Raw genomic sequence first — 25,879 nt, 5'->3', positions numbered from 1 at the left:
CAACGAGTAGGAACTCTACCCCATGCCCGGCGCCCACGCAACATCGGCGTCAGAGCCAGGTGAGCAGGCCGCCGACGGCGTCCATCCGCCAGCACTCCCGCTCCGCGTCCCAGCGCGGCGCGACGGGGGCGGCATCGGCCGCCGGGTCCTGATCGGGCTCGGGCGCCGTGGCGTCGCGCGGGACCCCCGCGTCGTCGGGCGCGAGCCAGACGGGGACCAGCCCGGCGCCGCGAGCCCCGGCGACGTCGCTGGACAGGCTGTCCCCCACCATGAGCGTGCGGGCCGGCTCGGTCCCCATCCGCGCGCACCCGGCGAGGAACGGCGCGGGGTCCGGCTTGGGGGCACCGGCCGTGTCCGAGCCGATGAGCACGCGCACCCAGTCCAGGCCGAGCGCGTCCGCCTTGCCCCGCTGGTACTCCTCCACGTTGTTCGTGACGATCCCCACCGCGCGGCCGGACGCGCGCACCGCGGCCAGCACGTCCGCCGTCGCAGGGAAGAGCGCCCAGTGCGCGCGGATCTCGTCCTCGTAGTCCGTGAGCCACAGCGCCTGGAGCGGCTCGGCCGCCTCCGCGGGCGCGCCCAGGCGCTCGAGCGCCGAACGAGCCCGGGCCAGCCGCTGCCCCGCGAAGGTCAGCTCGCCGGCGAGGTAGCGGTCGTAGTGGCCGTCGGCGTCCGTGGCGAACGCCTCGACGGCTGCCGCGAGCACCCCTGGGGCCACGCCGCCCACCCCGGCCCACTGGTGGCGCATGGTGGCGTGGAACGCGGCGTGCTGGGCCGTGCGCAGGTCCAGCAGCGTGTCGTCGAGGTCGAAGAGGACCCCGTCCCACGCGGGGGCCGACGGGCCGCCGGCCCCCGCGGCGCGGCTCACGCGTCCGTGGGCAGCGCGGCGTCGAGGCCCTGCTCCGCGGCGAAGCGGTCCAGGCGGGCCAGCGCGGAGTCGCGACCGAGGATCTCGAGGGACTCGAACAGCGGCGGGGACACCTTGCGGCCGGTCGCGGCCACGCGCACGGGCCCGAAGGCCTGGCGCGGCTTGAGCTCGAGTCGCTCCACGAGGGCCTCGCGCAGCGCGGCCTCGATCCGCTCGGTGGTGAACTCATCCGCCGGCAGGGCGGCCAGCGCCTCGCGGGCCGCGGCGACGGCGGCGCGCAGGTCCGCGGGCATGCCCTTGAGGGCCCCGGCCTCCGTGGCGATGTCCCCGTCCTCCGTGAAGAGGAAGCGCAGCATCTCGACGGCCTCGCCGAGCAGCTGGACGCGCTCCTGCACGAGCGGCGCGGCGGCGGCGAGGATGCGCTGCTCGCGCTCCGTGGGCTGGGCGTCCACGAGGCCGGCGGCGTGCAGGTACGGCACCAGGCGGGCCTGGAAGTCGGCCGGCTCCAGCATGCGCACGTGGGTGCCGTTGATGGCGATCGCCTTCTTCTCGTCGAAGCGGGCGGGGTTGGCCAGGACCTTGTGCACGTCGAAGTTCTCGATGAACTGCTCGGGCGTGAAGATGTCCTCGTCCGCGGAGAGCGACCAGCCCAGCAGGGCCAGGTAGTTCAGCAGGCCCTCCGGGATGAAGCCGTTGTCCCGGTGCAGGAACAGGTTGGACTGAGGGTCGCGCTTGGAGAGCTTCTTGTTGCCCTCGCCCATCACGTACGGCAGGTGGCCGAACACCGGCATGTACTGGGCGACGCCGATCGCGTACAGGGCGCGGTAGAGCGCGATCTGCCGGGGGGTGGAGGAGAGCAGGTCCTCGCCGCGCAGCACGTGGGTGACGCCCATGAGCGCGTCGTCCACCGGGTTGACCAGGGTGTACAGGGGCGAGCCGTCCGCGCGGACCACCACGAAGTCCGGCACGGAGCCGGCCTTGAAGGTGATCTCCCCGCGCACCAGGTCGGTGAAGGTGATGTCCGTGTCCGGCATGCGCAGGCGCCACACCGGCGTGCGGCCCTCGGCCTCGAAGGCGGCGACCTGGTCCTCGGTCAGGTCGCGGTCGACGCCGTCGTAGCCGAGCTTGGGGTCGCGCCCGGCGGCCCGGTGGCGCGCCTCGATCTCGTCCGGGGTGGAGTAGGAGGGGTAGATGTGGCCGCCGGCCTTGAGCTTCTCGATGACCTCGGCGTAGATCTCACCGCGCTGGGACTGGCGGTAGGGCTCGTGCGGGCCGCCCACCTCGACGCCCTCGTCCCAGTCGATGCCGAGCCAGCGCAGGGCGTCGAGCAGCTGCTGGTAGGACTCCTCGGAGTCGCGCTTCGCGTCCGTGTCCTCGATGCGGAAGACGAGCGTGCCGCCGGTGTGGCGGGCCCAGCCCCAGTTGAACAGCGCCGTGCGGACCATCCCGACGTGCGGAGTTCCCGTGGGCGAGGGGCAGAAGCGCACGCGCACGGGAGTGTCGGCGTCCACCTGGGGGACGTCGGCGAAGATCGCGGGCGCGTTCTCGGGGGCGGTGGTGTTCTCGGACACGGGGGCGGTGGGCTCAGTCATGATGTCCCGAGTCTACGCGGGGCTCCCCCAGGCTCAGCGGCGGACGGGGGTGGCGAGCACGCCGATGCCCTCCACCTCGGCCTCGACGCGCTGGCCCTCGGCCACCCTGCCGACGCCGGCCGGGGTGCCGGTGAGGATCACGTCGCCCGGCAGGAGGGTGAAGATCTCCGAGGCGGCGGCCACCAGCTCGCGCACGCCGAATACCATGTCCGTCGTCGTGCCGTCCTGGCGGGTCTCGCCGTCGAGCCGGGAGGTGATGCGCAGGCCGCCGGCGGCCTCCACGTCCAGCTCCGTCTCGATCCACGGGCCCAGCGGGCAGGCACCGTCGAAGCCCTTGGCGCGGGCCCACTGCAGGTCGGTCCGCTGGGCGTCGCGGGCGGTGAGGTCGTTGCCCACGGTGTAGCCGAACACGACGTCGTCCACGCGACTCACCGGCACGTCCTTGCAGATGGTGCCGATGACGACGGCGAGCTCGGCCTCGTAGGAGACCTCGTCCGACCAGCTGGGCAGGGTCACGGGCTCGTTCGGACCCACGACGGCGGTGTTCGGCTTGAGGAAGAACTGCGGCGAGGCGGGGACCTCGTTGCCGAGCTCCTTCGCGTGCTCGGCCCAGTTGCGGCCGACGCCCACGATCTTCGAGCGCGGGATGATCGGGGCCACGAGACGCACGTCCTGGAGGCGGTGCTTGGTGCCGGTGGGCTGGATCCCGTGGAAGAACGGGTCGCCCTGCAGGGCGGTGATGCTCAGCTCGGCGGGGTCGGCGTCGGCCGGGCCCTCCACGATGCCGTAGGTCGGTTCGGCCTGGTCCACGAAACGGGCGATGCGCATGGGGCCAGCCTAGTGGCAGGGCGCTGCCCCTCAGCAGCAGCGGCTGCCCGGGTTCGCGTCCTGCTTCGCGTACTCGTCGCGCCAGAACTCGCGCTCGGTCATCGGTTCCTCGCCCGGATGGTGCGCCCGGTGGTGGGCCAGGTAGGCGTCGTACTTCCCCTCCCCCGTGAGCTGGCGCAGCCACCAGCGGGCCGAGGCCCACGCGCCGCGCCGGCCGCCGACGCCGGACGCGGCCTCCGCGGGGGAGGCGACGTCCGGCGTCGTGGCGTGCGGACCGGGCACGTCAGTGCCCCCGCACCGGCTGCTTCTCCGCCGGCAGGGCGTCCCACTGACGCTGGATCTCCTTCTCCTCGGCGGTGGCCGCGAGGCCGGCCGGGGCGAAGCGCGTCGAGGGCACGTACGGGTCCTCGTGGTTGGGCGCGTCCACACCGCGCAGCGCGCGCAGGGTGGCGAGCACGGACGTGGTGATCACGATCAGGGCGAGCACCAGGAACACCACCGAGAGCGTGCCCTGGATGGCCGTGTTGCGGACCACCGCGTCCATGGCCTCGGGCGTCTTGGCGGCGCCGAAGCTCGTCTTGCCGGCCGCGATCGCGTCCTGGAACGCACGGTGCTGCGCCCAGTAGCCGACCGCCGGCACCGGCGAGAAGATCTTCTGGAAGCTCGCCACGGTGGTCACCACCGTGATGAACGCGAGCGGCAGGGCCACGATCCACAGGCCCTTCCCGCGGGTGCGGCGCGCCACGATGGTGAGCACGACGGCGAGCGCGATCGCCGCCAGCAGCTGGTTGGCGATGCCGAACAGCGGGAACAGGGTGTTGATGCCGCCGAGCGGGTCGGTGACGCCCATGATCAGGACGGCGCCCCACGCGGCCACCATGATCGCGGTGCACACCCACGCGCCCACGCGCCAGGACGGATCCCGGAAGCGCGGGACGACGTTGCCGAGGGAGTCCTGGAGCATGAAGCGCGCCACGCGCGTGCCGGCGTCGACGGCGGTGAGGATGAACAGTGCCTCGAACATGATGGCGAAGTGGTACCAGAAGCCCATGAGGGCCTCGCCGCCGACCAGCTGGCCCATGATGAGGGAGAGCCCGACGGCGAGCGTCGGGGCGCCGCCCGTGCGGGAGACCACCGTCTCCTCGCCCACGAGGTTCGCGAGCGTGGTCAGGTGCTCCGGGGTGACGTCCACGCCGGCCAGGCCGAGGGACATGACCCAGGCCGCCGCGGACTCCGGGGTGCCGCCGGTGAGCGCGGCGGGGGCGTTCATGGCGAAGTACACGCCGCGGTCGATGGACACGGCCGCCACGAGCGCCATGATGGCCACGAAGGCCTCCATGAGCATGCCGCCGTAGCCGATGAAGCGGGTCTGACGCTCCTTCTCCACCATCTTCGGCGTGGTGCCGGAGGCGATGAGGGCGTGGAAGCCGGAGAGCGCGCCGCACGCGATGGTCACGAACAGGAACGGGAACAGCGAACCCGGCCAGACGGGGCCGGCGTTGCCCGAGGCGAACTCGGAGAACGCCGGGGCGGTGATGCGCGGCTGGACGATGACGATGGCGACAGCCAGGCCCGCGATGACGCCGATCTTCATGAAGGTGGAGAGGTAGTCGCGCGGGGCGAGCAGCAGCCACACGGGCAGCACGGCGGCGATGAACCCGTAGGCGATGATCGCCCAGGAGATCGTGACGCGGTCCAGGGTGAAGAGGGCCGCGCCCCACTCCGTGCCGGCCACCCAGCCGCCGCCGACGATGGCGGCCATGAGCAGGACGAAGCCGATGACCGAGACCTCGGTGATGCGGCCCGGGCGCAGGTAGCGCAGGTACAGGCCCATGAAGAGGGCGATCGGGATGGTCATGCCGACGGAGAAGACGCCCCACGGGGACTCGCCCAGGGAGTTGACGACGACGAGGGCCAGGATCGCGGTGATGATCACCATGATGAGCAGCGTGGCGATGATGGCAGCGGTGCCGCCGAACCGGCCGAGCTCCTCCCGGGCCATCTGGCCGAGGGAGCGGCCGCCGCGGCGCATGGAGAAGAACAGCACGAGGTAGTCCTGGACCGCGCCGGCGAGGATCACGCCCACGATGATCCAGATGGTGCCCGGCAGATAGCCCATCTGCGCGGCGAGCACCGGGCCGACGAGCGGGCCGGCGCCGGCGATGGCGGCGAAGTGGTGGCCGTAGAGCACGCGGCGGTCGGTGGCCACGTAGTCGCGGCCGTCGGCGCGGTACTCGGCCGGGGTGGCGCGGGTGTCGTCCGGGCGGACGATGAGGCGCTCCACGTACCGCGAGTAGAAGCGGTAGCCGATCAGGAACGTGGCCACGGACGCGAACACGAACCAGATGGCGTTGATGGACTCGCCGCGGTGCAGGGCGAGCATGGTCCAGGCGACGCCGCCGAGCAGGGCGAGCAGGGCCCAGACGGCGATGCTCACGGGGGTCCAGCGGGGGCGGTGCTCCGCCTCGACGGGCGGCAGCTGTGCCTGGCCTTCCTCGGGGTGGGGGGATGTCCCCTCGGCGGGGGCGGGGATGGAGGAGCGGTGCGAGCTCACGGAGACTCCTGATCGCGGGTGACGGATTCGACCCCGGGAGTGTCTCACGTCTCACCGCGGTGCCCGCGCGCCGGTCGCTCGGCGACGGCGGCGTCGGCGGTCGGGCCGCCGTCGGATCTGACGACGTGGACAGGGTCTGCGTCCTGGACGCAGACCCTGTCCATGCATGCAGACCCTGGTTCGGGCCTGCTCAGACCAGGCGGTGCAGCCAGCCGTGGCGGTCCTCGACCGTGCCGGTCTGGATGCCCTCGAGCTCGGCGCGGATCCTGAAGGTGACGTCGGCACCGCCGGCGGACTCGATGACGTCGTCCCCGTCGAGCAGGCGCCCGATGGGCGTGACCACCGCGGCCGTGCCGCACGCGAACACCTCCGTGATCTCCCCGGAGCGCACGCCCTCGGCCCACTCGGCCAGGGTGATGCGGCGCTCCTCCACGGTCAGGCCCATGTCACGACCCAGCTGGAGGATCGAGGAGCGGGTGACGCCCTCGAGGATGCTGCCGCTCAGCGCGGGGGTGACGAGGCGGCCGTCGGAGAACACGAAGAACACGTTCATGCCGCCGAGCTCCTCGATGGCGTCGTCGTTCGCGGAGTCGAGGAAGACCACCTGATCCGCGCCCTTCGACGCGGCCTGCAGCTGCGGGAGGAGGGACGCCGCGTAGTTGCCGCCGGTCTTCGCCGCGCCCATGCCGCCCTTGCCCGCGCGGGCGTACTCGCGGGAGACCCAGATGGTGACGGGCTTGACCTCGCCGCCGAAGTAGTTGCCGGCCGGCGAGGCGATCACCATGTAGCGCACCTCGCGCGCCGGCCGCACGCCGAGGAACGCCTCCGTGGCGATCATGAAGGGGCGCAGGTAGAGGGACTGGCCCTCGCCGTCCGGCACCCACCCCTGGTCCGCCTCCACGATGGCCTTCAGGGAGCCGAGGAAGATCTCCTCGGGCAGCTCGGGGAGGGCCAGGCGCACGGCGGAGCGGTTGAGGCGCGCGGCGTTGGCCTCGGGGCGGAACGTCCACACCGAGCCGTCCCCGTGGCGGTAGGCCTTCAGGCCCTCGAAGATCTCCTGGGCGTAGTGCAGCACGGACGCCGACGGGTCGAGGGAGAGGGGGCCGTAGGGCTCCACGCGGGCGTCGTGCCACGCGCCGCCGTCCTCGCTCCACGTCCAGTCCACGGAGACCATGTGGTCCGTGAAGACCTTGCCGAAGCCGGGGTCCTGCAGGATCTCCACGCGCTCCTCCTCCGAGAGCGGGGAGAGGTGCGGCTGCCGGGTGAACACGGTCTCGGACACGAGGGATCCTCCATCGGGGTGGGGCGGGTGGGCGCGGGTCCATCGTAGACCCGTGGGGGCGGCGGTCTGTGGCGCGCGTCTCAGACGCGGCGGGCGACGTCGGCGCCCACCTCGGCGGTCGAGCCCCGATCGCCGTCCGCGCGGTCCTCGAGGTGCGCCCACACCGCAGTGCGCACGCGTCCCGCCGCGCCGGCCTCCCCGACGTGCTCGAGCAGCAGGGCGGCGGAGAGGATCGCGGCGACCGGGTCCGCGACGCCCTGGCCGGCGATGTCCGGCGCGGAGCCGTGGACCGGCTCGAACATGGACGGTGCCGTGCCCTCCACGTTGATGTTGCCCGAGGCGGCGAGGCCGATCCCGCCCGTGATCGCGGCGGCGAGGTCCGTCAGGATGTCGCCGAAGAGGTTGTCCGTGACGATCACGTCGAAGCGGGAGGGGTCCGTCACCAGGAAGATCGTCGCGGCGTCCACGTGCATGTAGTCCCACGTGACCTCGGGGAAGTCGGCGGCCACCGCCTCCACGGTGCGGCGCCACAGGTGCCCGGCGTGCACCAGCACGTTGTGCTTGTGCACGAGGGTCAGGCGCTTGCGCTCCCCCGCGTCCGCGCGCTCGAAGGCGTCCCGCACCACGCGGCGCACGCCGTGGGCGGTGTTGACGGACACCTCGGTGGCGATCTCGTGCTCGGTGCCCTCGCGGATCACGCCGCCGTTGCCCACGTAGGGGCCCTCGGTGCCCTCGCGGACCACCGTGAAGTCGATGTCCCGGGGCTGCGTCAGCGGGCTCTTCGCACCCGGGTACAGGGTGGCGGGACGCAGGTTCACGCCGTGGTCCAGCGCGAAGCGCAGGCGCAGCAGCATCTGGCGCTCGATCAGCCCGGACGGGACGCGCGTGTCCCCGGGGGCGGCGCCCACCGCGCCGAAGAGGATCGCGTCGTGGCCGCGCAGGGCCTCGAGGGTCTCATCGGTCAGGGTCTCGCCGGTCGCCAGCCAGTGCTCGGCGCCGAGCGCGTAGTCGGTCAGCCGGGCCTCGGGGCGGCCCTCAGCGGCGAGCGCCGCCTGCAGGACGGCCACGGCCTGCTCCGTCACCTCGGGGCCGATCCCGTCACCGCCGATCACGGCCAGGTCCAGGGCCGTCACGTCGGTGCTGCGCAGGGCGTCGGTGCGGGGCGTCTCGGTCATGCGCTCCAGGCTAGGACCGGGCCCCGCCCGGACCACATTGCGTGACGCGGCGTCTCACCTCGTGGACAGCAGGACGGCGACGGCGGCGCGCCGGCCGCGGGACCGGGGCGCCGCCGTCCGGGGCGGGGTGAGGCGCCGCTCAGCCCTCGGCCGCCTCCTCGTGGCGCGGGAAGACGCCCTCGGGCTTCGGCAGGGGCGTTCCGGGCACGAGGTCGTCGCCGAACGCGGCGAACGAGCGGGCGCCGGTGCCCGAGGCGCCGGTGCGGCCGGCGTCGCCCTCGGCGGCCACGCCGAGCAGGTCCAGCAGGCGCGTGGCCGAGCCGGGCATGACGGGCTGCACGAGCAGCGCGACGCGGCGCACGGCCTGCAGCGTCACGTAGAGCACGGTGCGCATGCGCGGCTCGTCGGACTTCTTCAGCACCCACGGGGCCTGGTCCGCGAAGTACGCGTTGACCTCGCCGAGCACGCGCCACGTCTCCTCGAGCGCCGCGTGGAAGTCCTGCTCCGCATAGGCGGCGCGCGTCTTCTCCAGGAGCGCGTCCACCTGGGCGAGGATCGCGGCATCCGCCTCGCTGAGCCCGCCCGGCCGGGGCACGGCGGCGTCGCAGTTCTTGGCCACCATGGAGAGCGAGCGCTGGGCCAGGTTGCCGAGGTTGTTGGCGAGGTCCGCGTTCTTGCGGCCCACCACGGCGTCGTGGCTGTACGAGCCGTCCGCGCCGAAGGGGAACTCGCGCAGCAGGAAGAAGCGCACGGCGTCGAGGCCGTACCGGGCGACCCAGTCGGCGGGCGCCACCACGTTGCCCAGCGACTTGGACATCTTCTCGCCGTTGTTGTTCAGGAACCCGTGGATCATGACGCGCTTCGGCAGCTCGATCCCGGCGGACATGAGGAACGCCGGCCAGAACACGCAGTGGAAGCGGGAGATGTCCTTGCCGATGATGTGCACGTCGGCCGGCCAGTACCGCTCCACCGCGGCCGGGTCCGTCTCCGGCCAGCCGGCGCCCGTGAGGTAGTTCGCGAGCGCGTCCACCCACACGTACATGACGTGGTTCTTTCGGGACTGGGCATCCTCGGCGGACGGGTCGGCCGGTGCGGGCAGCGGGATGCCCCAGTCGAAGGACGTGCGGGAGATCGAGAGATCGGTCAGGCCGCCCTCCACGAACCGGATGACCTCGTTGAACCGGGAGGACGGCGCGGCGAAGCCGGGGTTCTCCCGGTACATCTGCAGGAGCGGCTCCTGGTACGTGGAGAGGCGGAAGAAGTAGGACTCCTCCTCCGTCCACGTCACCTCGGTGCCGGTCTCGGTCGCGCAGCGGGTGCCGTCCTCGCGGACCTCGGTCTCCTCCTCGGTGAAGAAGCGCTCGTCCCGCACGGAGTACCAGCCGGCGTAGCGGTCCAGGTAGATGTCCCCGTTGGCCTCCATGCGGCGCCAGATCTCCTGGGCGGCGGCGTGGTGGTCGGCGTCCGTGGTGCGGATGAACCGGTCGTAGGAGACGTCCAGGACCTCGTCGTCCATGCGCCGGAACGCACCGGAGTTGCGCGTGGCCAGCTCCAGGGGCGTGACGCCCTCACGCTCGGCGGTCTGCGCCATCTTCTGGCCATGCTCGTCCGTGCCCGTGAGGAAGCGCACGTCGCGGCCGTCGAGCCGGGCGAAGCGCGCCATCGCGTCGGCGCCCACCATCTCGTAGGCGTGGCCGATGTGCGGCTCGCCGTTCGGGTAGTGGATCGCGGTGGTCAGGTAGTAGGGCACACGCTCGTCAGTCACGGTCAGCGAGTCTACCGGCGGGGCCCCCGGCCGTCCCGCTCCCCTCCACGACGTCGGCGCGCCACCTCGGGGAGGCGACGCGCCGACGTCGGCGGCGGGTCCGACGCGCCGACGTCGGCGGCGGGCCCGACGCGCCGACGTCGGCGACGGGCCGGTCGACGCCGGCCGCGGGCTCACTCGGAGAGGTCGATCTCCGCGGCCCGCTCGGCGCCGATGGCCTGCGCGAGGGCGCCGACCGTTCCCGCCGCCATGCCGGCGTCGAGGGTCAGGACCGCGAGCGCGGTGCCCTCCGCATCGCGGGACACGTCCATGCCGGCGATGTTCACGCCCTGCTCCCCCAGCGCCTGGCCGAGGATGCCGACGACGCCCGGGCGGTCGGCGTAGCCGAACACGAGCAGGTGCTCGGCGAGGGGCACCTCGATCTCGTGGCCGTCCACGCCCACCAGCTTCTGCACCTGCTTCGGGCCGGTCAGGGTGCCGGTCACGGAGGTCTTCCCGCCCGTGGACGTCACGCCGCTCACGGTGATGGCATTGCGGTAGGACTCCGCCACCGGGGTCGTGGTGAGGCGGCTCTCCACGCCGCGCTGCTCGGCCAGCACGGGGGCGTTCACGTAGGAGACCTGCTCGGAGACCACGTCGGTGAACACGCCCTTGAGGGCGGCGAGGCGGACGGCCTTCACGTCATGCTCGGCGATCTCGCCGGCCACCTCCACGTCCACCGACTCGAGAGAGGCCTCGCCGACGAGCGCGCGGAGCGTGCGGCCGAGCTTCTCGGCCAGGGGCAGGCCGGGTCGCACGTCCTCGTGGATGACGCCGCCGGCCACGTTCACCGCGTCGGGCACGAGCTCGCCGGCCAGGGCGAGGCGCACGGACTTGGCGACGGCGACGCCGGCCTTCTCCTGCGCCTCGGCGGTGGAGGCGCCCAGGTGGGGGGTGACGACGGCGGAGTCGTGCTGGAAGAACGCGAGGTCCGTGGCGGGCTCGGAGCTGAACACGTCGATGCCGGCGCCGGCGATCGCTCCGGAGTCCAGGGCGCGGGCGAGGGCGTCCTCGTCCACGAGGCCGCCGCGGGCCACGTTGATCACGTACGCGGTGTCCTTCATGCGCGCGAACTGCTCGTCCGCGATCATGCCGACCGTCTCCGGCGTCTTGGGCATGTGGATGGTGACGAAGTCGGACTGCTCGAGCAGGGTGTCCAGGTCCACGAGCGTCGCACCGAGCTGCTGGGCCCGGGCCGCGCTGATGTAGGGGTCGTACGCGAGGATCTCCATGCCGAAGGCCTTCATGCGCTCGGCCACGAGCGCGCCGATGCGGCCGAGGCCGATCACGCCGAGCTTCTTCTCGAACAGCTCCACACCCGCGTACTTGGAGCGCTTCCACTCCCCCGCCTTGAGGGCGCGGTTCGCCGGGGCGATGTTGCGCGCCACGGAGAGGATGTGGCCGCACGTCAGCTCGGCGGCCGAGACGATGTTGGAGGTCGGCGCGTTGACCACCATGACGCCCGCCGCGGTGGCGGCGGGGACGTCCACGTTGTCCAGGCCGACGCCGGCCCGCGCGATGACCTTCAGGTCCGTGGCCGCGGCGATGGCCTCGGCGTCCATCTGCGTGGCGGAGCGCACGAGGATCGCGTCCACGCCGGGCAGGTCCGCCAGCAGGCGGGCGCGGTCGGCGCCGTCGGTGTGGCGGATCTCGAAGTCGGGGCCGAGGGCCTCGACGGTGGCGGGCGAGAGTTCCTCGGCGATGAGGACGACGGGCTGGGCGGCGCTCACGGGCGGCTCCTTGTTCGGCGGTGGCACGGTGGGGCGACGTGGGCAGATGGTGCGCGGCCCGCGTCGCCGCCTCGAGCCTAGCCGCATGGATCTGTCATGGACCGCAGACGACGGCGGCGCCGCAGGGAGTCCCTTTCGACGCCGCAGGGAGTCCCTTTCGACGCCGCAGCCGAGTGGTCACGACACGCCGTCACGTCCGCGGTGCACGTGGCGTGTCGTGACCACTCGAGGGTCCGGACCGCGGCTCAGCGGGCCGCGGTGCCCTCGGTGTAGTCGTCGTCGGTGTCCTTGAGCCACGCGAACATCTGGCGCAGCTCACGGCCGGTCTTCTCGATCGGGTGGGCCTCGCCCTTCGCGCGGAGCTCACTGAACTCCGGGGCGCCGGCCTTCTGGTCCTCCATGAAGCGCTTCGCGAAGGCGCCGTCCTGGATGTCGGCCAGCACGGCCTTCATGTTCTCCTTCACGGAGGGGTCGATCACGCGCGGGCCGGAGACGTAGTCGCCGTACTCGGCCGTGTCCGAGACGGACCAGCGCTGCTTGGCGATGCCGCCCTCCACCATGAGGTCCACGATCAGCTTGAGCTCGTGCAGCACCTCGAAGTAGGCGATCTCGGGCTGGTAGCCGGCCTCCACCAGGGTCTCGAAGCCGTACTGCACCAGCTGGGACGCGCCGCCGCACAGCACGGCCTGCTCGCCGAAGAGGTCCGACTCGGTCTCCTCGGTGAAGGTGGTCTCGATGACGCCGGCGCGGGTGCCGCCGATCGCCTTCGCGTAGGACAGCGCCAGCGCGCGGGCCTCGCCGGAGGCGTCCTGCTCGACCGCGATGAGGGCGGGCACGCCGCGGCCGGCCTCGAACTCGCGGCGGACCACGTGGCCCGGGCCCTTGGGGGCCACGAGGGCGACGTCCACGCCCTTGGGGGCCTTGATGTAGCCGTAGCGGACGTTGAAGCCGTGCGCGAAGAACAGGGCGTCGCCGTCCTGGAGGTTCGGAGCGATGTGCTCGGCGTACACGTCGGCCTGAACCTGGTCCGGGGTGAGGATCATGATGAGGTCGGCTTCCGCGGCGGCGGTGGCCACGTCCACGACGCGCAGGCCCTCGGCCTCGGCCTTCGCACAGGACGTCGAGCCCTCGGCGAGGCCGATGCGGACGTCCACGCCCGAGTCGCGCAGGGACAGCGAGTGCGCGTGGCCCTGCGAGCCGTAGCCGATCACGGCCACGGTGCGGCCCTGGATGATCGAGAGGTCGGCGTCGTCGTCGTAGAACTTCGTGGCGGTCATTGCGGTCTCCTAGCGGTGAGGGGGATCAGAGGGTGTGCGGGCTCGGCGGCCGGCTCAGCGGGCCTGGGCCCGGTCGGTCATGGAGCGCGAGCCGCGGGACAGGGCCACGGTGCCGGAGCGGACGAGCTCGCGCACGCCGTACGGCTCCATGAGGTCCAGGAAGGCCTGGAGCTTCTCCCGGGTGCCGGTGGCCTCGAGGGTGAGCGAGTCGGGGGCCACGTCCACCACGTGGGCGCGGAAGAGGTCGGCGGCCTGCACCACCTGGCCGCGGGTGGCGGCGTCGGCGCGGACCTTGACCAGCAGGTGGTCGCGCTGCACCGAGGAGTCGTCGGCCAGCTCCACCACCTTGAGCACGTTGATCAGCTTGTTGAGCTGCTTCGTGACCTGCTCCAGCAGGTGGGCGTCCGCGTCCACCACGACGGTGATCCGGGAGACCCCGGGCACCTCGGTGACGCCCACGGCGAGCGAGTGGATGTTGAAGGCGCGGCGGGCGAACAGGCCGGCCACGCGGGTGAGCGTGCCCGGGACGTCCTCCACGAGCACGGACAGGGTGTGTCGTTCCACGGTCATCGCTCCTCAGTCCTCCTGGTCCCACTCGGGCGTCATCCCTCGGGCCACCTGGATCGCGTCGTTGCTCACGCCCGCGGGGACCATGGGCCACACCATCGCATCGCGGGAGACCACGAAGTCGACGACGACGGGGCGGTCGTCGACCTCCAGGGCCCGGCGGATGGTGTCGTCCAGGTCCTCGGTGCGCTCGCAGCGCAGCCCGACCGCGCCGTAGGCGTCCGCCAGCTTCACGAAGTCGGGCACGCGGGCCGTGCCGTGGCCCGTGTTGAGGTCCGTGTTGGAGTAGCGGCCGTCGTAGAACAGGGTCTGCCACTGGCGCACCATGCCGAGCGAGGAGTTGTTGATCACCGCCACCTTGATGGGGATCCGGTTGATCACGCAGGTGGCGAGCTCCTGGTTGGTCATCTGGAAGCAGCCGTCGCCGTCGATCGCCCAGACCACGCGGTCCGGGTCTCCGACCTTGGCGCCCATCGCGGCGGGCACGGAGAAGCCCATGGTCCCCAGGCCCGCGGAGTTCAGCCACTGCCGGGGGCGCTCGTACTGCACGAACTGACTGGACCACATCTGGTGCTGGCCCACGCCGGCCACGTACACGGCCTCGGGGCCGGAGAGCGCGGAGAGCCGCGAGATCACGTGCTGCGGGGCCATGAGCCCGTCCGCCGGATCGGTCCAGCCGAGCGGGTAGGTCTGTCGCAGCCGGTCCAGCACGGCCCACCACGGGGCGAGGTCCGGCAGCGGCGCCTGCTCGGCCGCCGCCCGCAGCGCCGCCGTGAGGTCCGGGATGACCTCCTTGACGGACCCCACGATCGGCACGTCCGCGAGGCGGTTCTTCGAGATCTCGGCGGGGTCCACGTCCACGTGGATCACGCGCGAGCCCGGAGCGAAGGACTCGAGGTGCCCGGTCACGCGGTCGTCGAAGCGGGCGCCGAGGGCGATGAGCAGGTCCGCCTGCTGGAGGGCGGCGACCGCCGGCACCGAGCCGTGCATGCCGGGCATGCCGAGGTGCTGGGGGTGGGAGTCCGGGAACACGCCGCGCGCCGTGAGCGTGGTGACCACGGGGGCGCCGGTGGCCTCGGCCAGCTCGCGCAGCTCCGCGGACGCCTCGCCGCGGGCCACGCCGCCGCCCACGTACAGCACGGGGCGCCGGGCCTCGGCGATGAGGCGGACGGCCTCCTTGACCTGGCGGGGATGGCCGCGCAGCACGGGTCGGTAGCCGGGCAGCTCCAGCCGCGGCGGCCAGGAGAACTCGAGCTCGCCCTGTTGGGCGTCCTTCGTGACGTCGATCAGCACGGGGCCCGGACGCCCCGTGGTCGCGATGTGGAAGGCCTCCGCGAGCGCCAGCGGAATGTCCTCCGCGCGGGTGACGAGGCGCGAGTGCTTCGTGATGGGCATCGTGATGCCGACGATGTCCGCCTCCTGGAAGGCGTCCGAGCCGATGGCCGCGGAGGTGACCTGGCCCGTGATGAACACGACGGCCTGGGAGTCCATGTGCGCGTCGGCGATCGCGGTGACGAGGTTGGTGGCCCCCGGCCCCGACGTCGCGATGGCCACGCCGGGACGGCCCGTGGCGAGGTGGTAGCCCTGGGCCGCGTGGCCCGCGCCCTGCTCGTGGCGCACCAGGATGTGGCGGATGACGGAGGAGTCCATCAGCGGGTCGTACGTGGGGAGGATCGCTCCGCCGGGCAGCCCGAAGACGTCCGTGACCCCGAGCTCCTCGAGCGCGCGGATCAGGCCCTCGGACCCCGTCATGCGGGTGGGCTCCACGCGATTCCCCGGGCCGGGGACGCGCGGCGCCGCGGACTCGGGGCGGGGGGTCGGGCTCATCAGTGCACCTCACTGCGCTCATCGCTGCTGGCGTCCGGCATGCGGGGCACGCCGGACGATGGTCCGGGTGATCCGTCGGGGTGGCTGGGGGTGTCCTGCAGTGCCGGGCGGATCGGAGTGCGGTCACGGCCTGAGGTGGGGCCGCCGACCGCCGGGTCGTTCGTCGGTGGCTCCAGTATGGGGACCCCTGCGTGGCGACCACCACTTGAGACATCCATGTCTCGCCATGTGAGACGTGGCCCACGTGGCGCCCCCCATGCGTCCATGCCGCAGCACCCGCGCGCCCGCGCCCACCTCAGGCCTCAGGCCTCAGGCCTCAGGCCTTAGCCCAGGTACGCACCTTCGGCCGCGGAGTGCACGAGCTTGGCGTACTTGCCCAGCACCCCCGTGGTGAACTTCGGCGGGACGGGCGTCCAGTCCGCCCGGCGCGCCTCCAGCTCGGCCGCGTCCACCAGGATGTCGAGCGTCCGGCCCGCGATGTCCACGCGGATCCGGTCGCCGTCGCGCACCAGGGCGATCGGCCCGCCGTCGGCCGCCTCGGGCGCGATGTGCCCGATGCACAGGCCCGTGGTGCCGCCGGAGAAGCGCCCGTCGGTGAGGAGCAGGACGTCCTTGCCGAGGCCGGCGCCCTTGATCGCGCCGGTGATGGCGAGCATCTCCCGCATGCCCGGGCCGCCGCGCGGGCCCTCGTAGCGGATCACGACGACGTCGCCCGCGGCGATGGTGCCGTCCTCGAGGGCGTCCATGGCGGCGCGCTCGCGGTCGAACACGCGGGCGGTGCCCTCGAAGACGTCCGCGTCGAAGCCGGCGGACTTCACGACGGCGCCCTCCGGGGCGAGGCTGCCCCGCAGGACCGCGATGCCGCCGTTGGGGTGCATGGGCTCGTCCATGCGGCGGATGACGGTGCCGTCCACGGGGTCCGGCGCCAGGGCGGCGAGGTTCTCGGCAAGGGTCTTTCCCGTCACCGTGAGCGCATCGCCGTGGAGCAGCCCCTCGTCCAGCAGCGCCTTCATGACCACGGGCACGCCGCCCACGCGGTCCACGTCCGTCATCACGTAGCGGCCGAAGGGCTTGAGGTCGGCGATGTGCGGGACGCGGTCGCCCACGCGGTTGAAGTCGTCCAGGGTGAGGTCCACGCCGGCCTCCCGCGCGATCGCGAGGAGGTGCAGCACCGCGTTCGTGGAGCCGCCGAACGCCATGGTCACGGCGATGGCGTTCTCGAACGCCTCCTTCGTCATGATGTCCCGGGCGGTGATGCCGAGGCGCAGGAGTTGGACGACGGCGGCGCCGGAGCGGCGCGCGAAGTCGTCGCGGCGGCGGTCCGGCGAGGGCGGCGTGGCCGAGCCGGGCAGGGACATGCCGAGCGCCTCGCCGATCGAGGCCATCGTGTTGGCGGTGTACATGCCGCCGCACGCGCCCTCGGTGGGGACGATCGCCTTCTCGATGCGCAGCAGGTCCTCCTCGCTCATGAGGCCGCGGGCACACGCGCCGACCGCCTCGAACGCGTCGATGATCGTCACCTGCTTCTCGGTGCCGTCGGAGAGGCGCGCGTGGCCGGGCATCGTGGAGCCGGCGTAGACGAACACGCTGGCCAGGTCGAGGCGGGCCGCGGCCATGAGCATGCCGGGCAGGGACTTGTCGCAGCCGGCCAGGAGCACCGAGCCGTCGAGGCGCTCGGCCATCATGACCGTCTCCACGGAGTCGGCGATCACCTCGCGGGAGACGAGGGAGAAGTGCATGCCCTCGTGGCCCATCGAGATGCCGTCCGAGACGGAGACGGTGCCGAACTCGAGCGGATAGCCGCCGTCGGCGTGGACGCCCTCCTTGGCCGCCTGGGCGAGACGGTCCAGGGAGAGGTTGCACGGCGTGATCTCGTTCCAGGAGGACGCGATGCCGATCTGGGGCTTGGCGAAGTCGTCGTCGCCCAGGCCCACGGCGCGGAGCATGCCGCGCGAGGCGGCGCGCTCCATGCCGTCGGTGACGTCGCGCGAGCGCGGCTTCATGTCCGGGGCGGGCGTGGCGGGGGCGGTGCTGACGGGGGCTGCGGAGCCCTGGGCCTCGGTGTTCTCCATGGGCGCAGTCTAGGGACGGCGGGCCCGCCGGCCATGGGACGGGTCACGATGTGACACGACGCGGAGGGGTTCCGCTCGGACGCCTCACGTGGCGCCCTCCTGCCGCGACGCGTAGCGTGGGACACATGGACTCCCCCCACCTCATGCGCCGCCTCCGCGCCGCATTCGACGCGCGGGTGTTCAACCACGGCGATTACAACCTCGTGTACGGGCAGCCCTCCGGCTCCTCCACGCCCCTCGTGATCGGCTACCGCCACGTGCCTCTCGAGATGGTCCTCTGCCCTGTGGACCCGGCCACCGAGCCGGTGCTCCGCGCGCCGCAGGAGCCGGACCCCGTGACGGTGGGGCTGCACAACGTGGCGACCGTGGCGGACACGGGCTCCGGCTACCAGGTGGAGACCGTCACCGGCTTCCGCACGTGGTTCGACGTGTCCGAGCACGCGCGTGTCCCTGTGGGGGATCTCACCGAGGACGGTGTCGCAGATCTCGACCAGCGCGCGGACGCCGCGGATTTCCACGGATTCATGACCGCGTTCATGGACGAGCTGGACCGGCTGTATGCGGTCTCGGACCCGGCGGAGGCGGTCACGCCCGACCCAGGCTTGGACGGCGCCCCGAAGACCTGGTAGGGTTTCCACTCGTTGCACGGCGCGCCGGTGAGAATCGGAAGGCCGTACGGCGCCTGCACCTCTAGCTCAATTGGTAGAGCATCTGACTCTTAATCAGCAGGTTCCGGGTTCGAGTCCCGGGGGGTGCACCAGAAGGAGAGGGCCCCGTCATCGCCGCCGCGATGACGGGGCCTTCTCGTCTCCGCGGGTCGTCTCCGCGGACCGCTCGCCTCCGCGCGGGCGCCCCGCCTATCGTGGGCGGCATGACCGACGCTACCTCCTCCCGCCTCCAGCCCGGCGACGTCGCCCCGGCGTTCACCCTCCAGGACCAGGACGGGCGCCCCGTCTCCCTGCGCGACAGCGCGGGCAAGAGCACGATCGTCTACTTCTACCCGGCGGCCTCCACGCCCGGGTGCACCACCCAGGCGTGCGACTTCCGCGACAGCCTCGCCTCCCTCGCCGGCGCCGGCCACGTGGTCCTCGGCATCTCCCCCGACCCGATCGGCAAGATCATCCGCTTCGCGCAGAAGGAGCAGCTCACGTTCCCGCTCCTCTCGGACGAGGACCACGCCGTGGCGCAGGCCTACGGCGCGTGGGGGGAGAAGAAGAACTACGGGAAGGTCTACGAGGGCCTGATCCGCTCCACCGTCGTCGTCGGCCCCGACGGCCGGGTCGTCCACGCGCTGTACAACGTGAAGGCCACGGGCCACGTCGAGCGCCTGCGGCGCCTCCTGGGCGTCACCGACTGAGGGACCGGCCGGTAGGATCTGAGCTCGCCCCCGAGGAGCGGGGCAGGCGGGCGTGGCGGAATTGGCAGACGCGCTGGATTTAGGTTCCAGTGTCGAAGGACGTGGGGGTTCGAGTCCCCCCGCCCGCACAGCACTGACACGAGGAGACGGACATGGAGCTCAGCCGTCGCGGGTTCATGGGCCTCGGCCTGGCCTCGCTCGGCGTGGGCCTGAGCGGGTGCGCGCGGGAGGCCCCGGCCACGCCTGCCGCGTCCACCCCCACCGTCCCGTCCGCGGCGCCCGCAGCCCCCGCGGTCCCTCGGCCGTTCGTGGTGGGCGCGCCGGGCCGCCCGCTCACGCGTGACCCCGCGGGCGCCTGGGACGCGGAGACCTTCCGCCTCTCCCGCCAGGTGCTCGAGACGCTGCTCGGCGTGGACCCGGACACGGGGGCCCCGACCCCCCAGCTCGTGGAGTCCCACACGGTCTCGGACGACGGCCTCACCCACGAGTTCCGCCTCCTCGACGGCGTGGTCTTCGAGGACGGCGCACCGTGCGACGCCGCCGCCGTGGCCGCCAACGTCACGCGCTGGTCCACGCCGCCGACCCCCGTGGACGGGACCGTCGCGATGCCCTCCCCGTTCGTGTCCGCGTTCGGCGGACACGCGGGGACCGAGGAGACCGCCTTCGCGGGCGTCGAGACGCCCGACGAGCGGACCGTCCGACTGCGCCTGCGCTCCCGCCTCCACCACCTCCCCGCGGCGCTGAGCTCCCCGCCCTTCGCCATCTCCTCCCCCGGCTCGTGGGACCGGACGGTCCGGGTGGGGGACGCCGACGTCGTCACCCCCGCGGGGACCGGGGCCTTCCGCTGGGCCACGGCCGAGGAGGCCGCCGCGCACGCGGCGCGGGAGCCGGCGGCCGCGGACCCCGCCGACGTCACCCTGCTCATGCCCGCCGACCGCCACCGCGGGGACGCGCCCGCCACGGGGCCGGTGGCCGTGCACGCGTGGGGCCGGGCGAGCACCCGCCTGCGGGAGCTGCGCCGGGGCACCGCGGACGTGATCGACGTGGTGGCCCCCAGCCAGCTGCGCCCCCTCGTGGAGGCCGGCACGCAGGTCCTTCCCCGCGATCCCCTGGCCGTGCTCTACCTCGGGATGAACCTGGCCCATCCGCAGCTGCGCTCCCAGCATCTGCGCCAGGCCGTGGCCCACGCGGTGGACCGCGGGCGGCTGGCCTCCAGCGACGTCTTCCTCGAGGGCACCGCCCCGGCCCACGACCTCGTTCCGCCGGCCCTCGGCGTCGGCGACGAGGAGGCGGAGCACCACGACCTCGATCCGGACCGCGCCGAGCGTCTCCGGGAGATGTCCGGGTACGCGGGCGAGCCCCTCGAGTTCCTGTACCCCCTGGCCACGGGGCGCCCCTCCCTGCCCGAGCCCGAGCGCGTCTACGCGATGGTCGCCGCGGACCTGGGCGCGGTGGGGATCACGGTGACCCCCGTGCCGGTCCCGGACGACGAGGACTACCTGCGGGCCGTGGTCTCCCGGCCCACCCGGGCGTTCCACCTCATGGGCCGCGGCGGGGCCTACCGCGACCCCCACGCGTTCCTCGAGCCGTTCGTCCGCTCGGGCCGGGCCGAGACCAACTACGTCAATCCCCGGGTGGCGCGCGACCTCGCGGCCGCCGCCGCGGAGCCCGACGACGACCGACGCCGCGAGCTGCACCGCGGCGTCGTGCGTGCGATGGCCCTGGACCTGCCCGCCCTGCCGCTCGTCTACCCCATCTCCGCGCTGGCCACGGGGCCCAGGGTGGCCTCGTACCCGACCTCCCCCCAGCTCGACGAGCCCTTCGCGCGCATCGGCGTCACGGACGCCTGACCCCCTCGGCCCACGCACCCGGAGCGGGGGCGTCCGGTAGTAGAGTGGGCCACCGCGGCATCGACCCGCGGCCCCCCGCAGAACCGAGGGACCCGCGGTGCCCCACCACCGTCGATCTGTCCCAGGAGTAGACCGTGTCCACCACCTCTTCCACCACCCACGACGTCGTGCTGATCGGCGGCGGCATCATGTCCGCCACCCTCGGCGTGATGCTCCAGAAGCTCGAGCCCACGTGGTCCATCGCCCTGTACGAGAACCTGGACCAGGCCGGTCTGGAGTCCTCCGACCCGTGGAACAACGCCGGCACGGGTCACGCGGCCCTGTGCGAGCTGAACTACTCCCCGATGGGCAAGGACGGCCGGGTGGACGTCTCCAAGGCCCTCGGCATCAACGAGCAGTTCATGCTGACCCGCCAGTTCTGGTCCGCCCTCGTGAAGGACGGCACGCTCAAGGACCCGAAGTCCTTCATCAACCCGCTGCCGCACATGTCCTTCGTGTGGGGCGACGACCACGCCGACTACCTGCGCAAGCGCTACGAGGCCATGTCCGCCGAGCCGCTCTTCGCGCAGATGGAGCACACCGAGGACCCGGCGACGATCGCCGAGTGGGCCCCTCTGCTCATGGAGGGCCGCCCCGCCGGCCCGCGCGTCGCCGCCTCCCGCGTGGCCGGCGGCACCGACGTCGACTTCGGCTCCCTCACCCGCCAGCTCGTGACGAGCATGGCCTCCCACGGTGCCGAGGTGCGCTTCGGCCACAAGGTGACCGGCCTGGAGCGCGGCACCGACGGCCGCTGGGAGGTGACGGTCAAGAACAAGGCCGCCGGCTCCACCGTCACGGACCGCGCCCGCTTCGTGTTCGTCGGCGCCGGCGGCGGTGCCCTGCACCTGCTGCAGAACTCGGGGATCCCCGAGGCCAAGGGCTTCGGCGGCTTCCCCGTGTCCGGCCAGTTCTTCCGCTGCACCGACGACGCCGTGGTGAACCGCCACATGGCCAAGGTGTACGGCCAGGCCGCGGTGGGCGCCCCGCCCATGTCTGTCCCCCACCTGGACACCCGCTTCGTCAACGGCAAGCGCTCCCTGCTGTTCGGCCCCTACGCCGGCTTCTCCACCAACTTCCTCAAGACCGGCTCCTACCTGGACCTGCCGCTCTCCATCCGCCCGCACAACCTGCCGGTGATGCTCGACGTGGCGAAGGACAACATCCCGCTCACGCAGTACCTCGTCTCCGAGGTGCTGAAGCCGCGCTCCAAGAAGGTGGACACGCTCCAGGAGTTCTACCCGGAGGCCGAGGGCTCCGACTGGGAGCTGATCACCGCCGGCCAGCGCGTGCAGGTGATGAAGAAGAAGGGCCGCTTCGGCGGCGTGCTGCAGTTCGGAACCGAGGTCGTCACCCACGCGGACGGCTCCCTCGGCGGCCTGCTGGGCGCGTCCCCGGGCGCCTCCACCGCGGCCCCCATCATGGTGAAGCTGCTCGAGCGCTGCTTCCCCGCCAAGATGGGCGCATGGGACTCCACCCTCAAGGAGCTCATCCCGTCGCTGGGCCACACCCTCAACGAGGAGCCGGAGCTGCTCCGCGAGGTCACCGAGGCCACCGCAGCCACCCTGCAGCTGGGCTGACCGACCATGGGAGCGCTCGCCCGGTTCTCACTGTCGCAGCGGGCGCTCGTGGCGCTCGTCACCGTGTTCGTCGCGGTGTTCGGCGTCATCTCCGCCGGTCAGCTCAAGCGGGAGCTCATCCCGTCCCTCGAGCTGCCCGTCATCTCGGTGTCCACCACCTACCCGGGCGCGAGCCCGGAGGTGGTGGACGCCACGGTGGGCGAGCCCCTCGAGACGGCCCTGCAGGCCGTCGAGGGGCTCGAGTCCTCCCAGTCCACGTCGCGCTCCTCCTTCAACGCCGTGCAGCTTCGCTTCGAGTACGGCACGGATCTCAACCGGGCGCGCTCCCAGGTGGACCGCGTGATCTCCAACCTCGGCGCCCAGCTGCCGGAGGAGACCGAGACCACCTCCTTCGCGGGGTCGGTCTCCGACTTCCCGGTGGTCTTCCTCGCGCTCTCCGGGGACGAGGACCTCAACGAGCTGCGCCGCCGGGCCGAGGACGTGGTGGCGCCCCGCCTGCAGAAGCTCGACGGCGTCCGCGGCGCCCAGGTGATCGGCGGCACCGAGGAGTACGTCTCCGTCGTGCCGGACCAGCAGGCCCTCGCCGCCGCCGGGATGACCACCCAGGACATCACCACGGCCCTGGAGGAGAACGCCGGCCTGTTCCCCATCGGCCAGGTCACGCAGGACGAGATCACCTATCCGGTCCAGGCCGGCTCCCCGGTCGAGTCCCTCGAGGAGCTCTCCCAGGTGACCGTCACCCCCGGCTCCGGGTCGGACTCCGGGTCCGCGGGCGAGGCCTCCGGCGCCGGGGGCGGCGGACCGCCCGCCCCGGGCACGACGACGCCCGATGAGGCCACCGCCCCCGGGACCGGCGCGGCACCGGCCGCCCCCGCAGCCTCCTCCGAGGGCACCCCCCGGCCGCTGTCGGAGGTCGCCGAGGTGAGCCTCGCCGCCGAGGACCCCACCTCCGTGACCCGCACCGACGGCGCGGACACGCTCTCGCTCTCCGTCACGGCGATCCCGGACGCCGACCTCGTGGCGGTCTCCCAGGCGGTGCGCGACGCGATGCCGGAGCTCGAGTCCCTCCTGGGCGGCGGATCCCATCTCGCGGTCGTGTTCGACCAGGCGCCGTTCATCCAGCAGTCCATCGACAGCCTTCTCGTGGAGGGCATGCTGGGCCTGGCCTTCGCGGTCCTCGTGATCGCCGTCTTCCTCCTCTCGGCCCGCTCCACGCTCGTCACGGCCGTGTCCATCCCGCTCTCCCTGCTGGCCGCGCTGATCGGCGTGAGCGTGGCCGGCTACTCGCTGAACACCCTCACCCTCGGTGCGCTCACCATCTCGATCGGCCGCGTCGTGGACGACGCGATCGTCGTCGTCGAGAACATCCGGCGGCACCTGAGCCTGGGCGAGGACCGGCGCACCGCCATCCTCGAGGGCACGCGGGAGGTGGCCACCGCGGTCACCGCGTCCACCCTCGTCGCCGTGGCCGTGTTCCTGCCCATCGGGTTCGTGGGCGGCCTGGCCGGCGAGCTGTTCCGCCCCTTCGCGGTCACGACGACGATCGCCCTGCTCGCCTCCCTCCTGGTGGCGCTCACGATCATCCCGGTGCTGTGCTGGTGGTTCCTGCGCGCCCCGCGGCGTGCCGCGGACGCGCCGCGCCAGGCCGCCGACGCCCGTCCGACGGCGCACCGCTCGTGGCTCACGGACGCGTACCGCCCCGCACTGCGCTGGACCCAGCGGCACGCCAAGACCACCCTCGCGGCCGCCGTCGTGCTCCTGGCGGGCACCGCGGCGCTGCTGCCCCTGGTCCCCACCAACCTGCTCGGCGACTCCGGGCAGAACTCCTTCGTGGTCACCGCTCAGCAGAGGCGGGGCACCTCGCTGGAGGCCACCGCTGCGGCGGCCGAGAAGGTCGAGCAGTCCCTGATGGACACCGAGGGCGTGGAGACCGTGCAGTTCACGGCGGGCGGCCAGGGAAGCTTCTTCGGCGCCGGCGGTGCCGCGGACAGCGCCCAGTTCACGGTCGTCACGGACGAGGACGCGGACCAGGAGGCCCTGCAGGACACCGTGCGGCAGGGCCTGGCCGCGCTCGAGGGCGTGGGCGAGGTGTCCCTCTCGAGCCAGCAGGGCCCCGGCGGCTCGCAGGACATCGACGTGTCCGTGCGCGCGTCCTCGCCCGAGGCGCTCGACGAGGCCGCGAACACGGTGGCCGAGCGGCTGCGCGGCGTCGAGGGGGCGCGGCAGGTCACCACGCCCGCCTCGGACACCCGCCCCACCTTCCAGGTGGACGTGGACACCCAGGCCGCCGCCGAGCGGGGCCTGACCGAGGAGGCCGTCTCGGGCCAGGTGGCCGGTGCGCTGCAGGCCCTGCCGGTGGGCGACGTGCGGTTCGGCTTCCAGGAGTACACGGTGCGGCTGGGCGACCCGGAGCCCGTGGAGACCCTCGACGAGCTGCGCGCCGTCCCGGTGCAGACCCCGCAGGGACCCGTGCCGCTCGAGGAGCTCGCCGCGGTGTCCCAGCGCGAGGTGCCCGCGAGCGTCACCTCCTCCAACGGCGAGCGCACCGCCGTGGTGAGCGTGAAGCCCGAGGGGCAGGACCTCGGCGCGGTCTCCCGAGGCGTGGGCGAGGCCCTCGACGGCCTCGAGCTGCCCGAGGGGGTCACGGCCACCATCGGCGGAGCGGCCACCCAGCAGGAGCAGACGTTCCGGGACCTGGGGCTCGCGCTCCTGGCCGCGATCGCGGTGGTGTACGTGGTCCTGGTGGCCACGTTCAACTCGCTGCGCCAGCCGCTCGTGCTGCTCGTGTCCATCCCGTTCGCCGCCACGGGCGTCGTCCTGGCGCTGCTGGTCACGGGGACCGCGCTGGGCCTGCCCACCATGATCGGCGTGCTCATGCTCATCGGCATCGTGGTGACCAACGCGATCGTGCTGATCGACCTCATCAACCAGTACCGGCGGGACCACGCCATGCCCCTGGACGAGGCCATCGAGCTCGGCGCGCTCAACCGCGTGCGCCCCGTGGTGATGACGGCGCTGGCCACGGTGCTCGCCATGATGCCCACGGCGCTCGGGATCACCGGCCACGCGGGCTTCATGTCCCAGCCGCTCGCCGTGGCCGTGGTGGGCGGCCTGGTCTCCTCCACGCTGCTCACGCTCGTGCTGGTGCCGGTCCTCTACCGCATGATCGAGTCCCGGGGCGAGCGGGGCCGCGTGGCCGAGCTCGAGGAGCGCCGGGCGGCCGAGGCCGAGGAGCGGGAGCGGATCGACGCCGAGCGCCGTGCGGCGGAGGCAGAACGGGCCGCGGCCGGGCAGCGTGCCGGCCAGGCCGGGGTGCCGGGGGCCGACGGCTCGTCGGCAGCGGGGTCCTCGGCCGGGGCGGGCTCCTCGGCCTCCGGCGGCGGAGGTCGCCGTGGCCTGCCCTCTCGCCTCCGGACGGGGCTGGCCGGGATGGCCGGACGGCGGCGCCGCCGGGCCTGAGACGCCACCGTGCCCGAGGCG

At 72.9% G+C, this 25,879-nt stretch carries 18 protein-coding genes and 2 tRNA genes; 7 read left to right on the top strand and 13 right to left on the bottom strand.

The window, feature by feature from the left end:
* Positions 1–49: 49 nt before the first annotated feature.
* The 13 genes from LG274_RS00635 to ilvD all read right to left on the bottom strand — a co-directional run bounded on the left by LG274_RS00635 (position 50) and on the right by ilvD (position 17,507).
* The gene (locus tag LG274_RS00635) at positions 50–868 is read right to left on the bottom strand and encodes an HAD family hydrolase (protein WP_404464825.1); all 819 of its coding nucleotides are present in this window, start codon (positions 866–868) and stop codon (positions 50–52) included.
* Positions 865–2,460, bottom strand: a complete 1,596-nt coding sequence (gene gltX, locus LG274_RS00630) for a glutamate--tRNA ligase (RefSeq protein ID WP_404464823.1) — start codon at positions 2,458–2,460, stop codon at positions 865–867. The genes LG274_RS00635 and gltX overlap by 4 nt, the downstream gene beginning before the upstream one ends.
* 33 nt (positions 2,461–2,493) lie before the next feature.
* Complete coding sequence (locus LG274_RS00625; protein ID WP_404464821.1) at positions 2,494–3,288, bottom strand: fumarylacetoacetate hydrolase family protein; 795 nt, start codon at positions 3,286–3,288, stop codon at positions 2,494–2,496.
* Positions 3,289–3,318: 30 nt separating this feature from the next.
* The gene (locus LG274_RS00620; protein ID WP_298713104.1) at positions 3,319–3,570 is read right to left on the bottom strand and encodes a YbdD/YjiX family protein; all 252 of its coding nucleotides are present in this window, start codon (positions 3,568–3,570) and stop codon (positions 3,319–3,321) included.
* A 1-nt stretch (position 3,571) separates the two neighbouring features.
* Complete coding sequence (locus LG274_RS00615; RefSeq protein WP_404464819.1) at positions 3,572–5,842, bottom strand: carbon starvation CstA family protein; 2,271 nt, start codon at positions 5,840–5,842, stop codon at positions 3,572–3,574.
* Positions 5,843–6,032: 190 nt separating this feature from the next.
* Complete coding sequence (locus LG274_RS00610) at positions 6,033–7,124, bottom strand: branched-chain amino acid aminotransferase (RefSeq protein WP_298713101.1); 1,092 nt, start codon at positions 7,122–7,124, stop codon at positions 6,033–6,035.
* A gap of 80 nt (positions 7,125–7,204) precedes the next feature.
* Entirely contained in the window at positions 7,205–8,299 is a 1,095-nt protein-coding gene (locus tag LG274_RS00605; protein WP_248115126.1) for a 3-isopropylmalate dehydrogenase, read from the bottom strand.
* A 139-nt stretch (positions 8,300–8,438) separates the two neighbouring features.
* Complete coding sequence (metG, locus tag LG274_RS00600) at positions 8,439–10,064, bottom strand: methionine--tRNA ligase (protein WP_298713099.1); 1,626 nt, start codon at positions 10,062–10,064, stop codon at positions 8,439–8,441.
* 173 nt (positions 10,065–10,237) lie between these two features.
* On the bottom strand, positions 10,238–11,833 hold the full coding sequence (gene serA, locus LG274_RS00595) for a phosphoglycerate dehydrogenase (RefSeq protein WP_298713096.1): 1,596 nt from the start codon (positions 11,831–11,833) through the stop codon (positions 10,238–10,240).
* A gap of 245 nt (positions 11,834–12,078) precedes the next feature.
* Complete coding sequence (gene ilvC / locus LG274_RS00590; RefSeq protein WP_298984655.1) at positions 12,079–13,110, bottom strand: ketol-acid reductoisomerase; 1,032 nt, start codon at positions 13,108–13,110, stop codon at positions 12,079–12,081.
* A 54-nt stretch (positions 13,111–13,164) separates the two neighbouring features.
* Entirely contained in the window at positions 13,165–13,674 is a 510-nt protein-coding gene (gene ilvN, locus LG274_RS00585; protein ID WP_248115130.1) for an acetolactate synthase small subunit, read from the bottom strand.
* 12 nt (positions 13,675–13,686) lie between these two features.
* Entirely contained in the window at positions 13,687–15,504 is a 1,818-nt protein-coding gene (locus LG274_RS00580; RefSeq protein WP_298713090.1) for an acetolactate synthase large subunit, read from the bottom strand.
* Between the two features lie 323 nt (positions 15,505–15,827).
* A complete protein-coding gene (gene ilvD / locus LG274_RS00575; protein WP_298713473.1) occupies positions 15,828–17,507 on the bottom strand; it encodes a dihydroxy-acid dehydratase in 1,680 nt (559 codons plus the stop codon).
* A gap of 194 nt (positions 17,508–17,701) precedes the next feature.
* Here ilvD and LG274_RS00570 point away from each other — a divergent pair, with 194 nt between their 5' ends.
* The 7 genes from LG274_RS00570 to LG274_RS00540 all read left to right on the top strand — a co-directional run bounded on the left by LG274_RS00570 (position 17,702) and on the right by LG274_RS00540 (position 25,858).
* A complete protein-coding gene (locus LG274_RS00570) occupies positions 17,702–18,205 on the top strand; it encodes a hypothetical protein (RefSeq protein WP_298713087.1) in 504 nt (167 codons plus the stop codon).
* A gap of 55 nt (positions 18,206–18,260) precedes the next feature.
* Positions 18,261–18,336, top strand: a tRNA-Lys gene (locus LG274_RS00565).
* 111 nt (positions 18,337–18,447) lie between these two features.
* Positions 18,448–18,933, top strand: a complete 486-nt coding sequence (gene bcp / locus LG274_RS00560; RefSeq protein ID WP_248115133.1) for a thioredoxin-dependent thiol peroxidase — start codon at positions 18,448–18,450, stop codon at positions 18,931–18,933.
* Positions 18,934–18,979: 46 nt separating this feature from the next.
* Positions 18,980–19,061 (top strand) — tRNA-Leu (locus tag LG274_RS00555).
* Positions 19,062–19,085: 24 nt separating this feature from the next.
* On the top strand, positions 19,086–20,783 hold the full coding sequence (locus LG274_RS00550) for an ABC transporter substrate-binding protein (protein ID WP_404464814.1): 1,698 nt from the start codon (positions 19,086–19,088) through the stop codon (positions 20,781–20,783).
* Between the two features lie 188 nt (positions 20,784–20,971).
* A complete protein-coding gene (locus LG274_RS00545) occupies positions 20,972–22,399 on the top strand; it encodes a malate:quinone oxidoreductase (protein ID WP_404465958.1) in 1,428 nt (475 codons plus the stop codon).
* A 6-nt stretch (positions 22,400–22,405) separates the two neighbouring features.
* Entirely contained in the window at positions 22,406–25,858 is a 3,453-nt protein-coding gene (locus LG274_RS00540) for an efflux RND transporter permease subunit (protein ID WP_404464812.1), read from the top strand.
* Positions 25,859–25,879: the final 21 nt, after the last annotated feature.

Origin of the sequence: Micrococcus antarcticus (assembly GCF_044872765.1) — a bacterium.
In the GTDB taxonomy this organism is placed as follows: Bacteria; Actinomycetota; Actinomycetes; order Actinomycetales; family Micrococcaceae; genus Micrococcus.
This window is presented reverse-complemented; position numbering and strand designations above follow the sequence as displayed.

Coding starts and splice junctions, on each gene's coding strand:
- LG274_RS00540 (WP_404464812.1), top strand. CDS start 22,406: ATGGGAGCGCTCGCCCGGTTCTCACTGTCGCAGCGGGCGCTCGTGGCG.
- ilvC (WP_298984655.1), bottom strand. CDS start 13,110: ATGACCGCCACGAAGTTCTACGACGACGACGCCGACCTCTCGATCATC.
- LG274_RS00570 (WP_298713087.1), top strand. CDS start 17,702: ATGGACTCCCCCCACCTCATGCGCCGCCTCCGCGCCGCATTCGACGCG.
- LG274_RS00605 (WP_248115126.1), bottom strand. CDS start 8,299: ATGACCGAGACGCCCCGCACCGACGCCCTGCGCAGCACCGACGTGACG.
- LG274_RS00580 (WP_298713090.1), bottom strand. CDS start 15,504: ATGAGCCCGACCCCCCGCCCCGAGTCCGCGGCGCCGCGCGTCCCCGGC.
- bcp (WP_248115133.1), top strand. CDS start 18,448: ATGACCGACGCTACCTCCTCCCGCCTCCAGCCCGGCGACGTCGCCCCG.
- LG274_RS00625 (WP_404464821.1), bottom strand. CDS start 3,288: ATGCGCATCGCCCGTTTCGTGGACCAGGCCGAACCGACCTACGGCATC.
- LG274_RS00550 (WP_404464814.1), top strand. CDS start 19,086: ATGGAGCTCAGCCGTCGCGGGTTCATGGGCCTCGGCCTGGCCTCGCTC.
- gltX (WP_404464823.1), bottom strand. CDS start 2,460: ATGACTGAGCCCACCGCCCCCGTGTCCGAGAACACCACCGCCCCCGAG.
- ilvD (WP_298713473.1), bottom strand. CDS start 17,507: ATGAAGCCGCGCTCGCGCGACGTCACCGACGGCATGGAGCGCGCCGCC.
- LG274_RS00545 (WP_404465958.1), top strand. CDS start 20,972: ATGTCCGCCACCCTCGGCGTGATGCTCCAGAAGCTCGAGCCCACGTGG.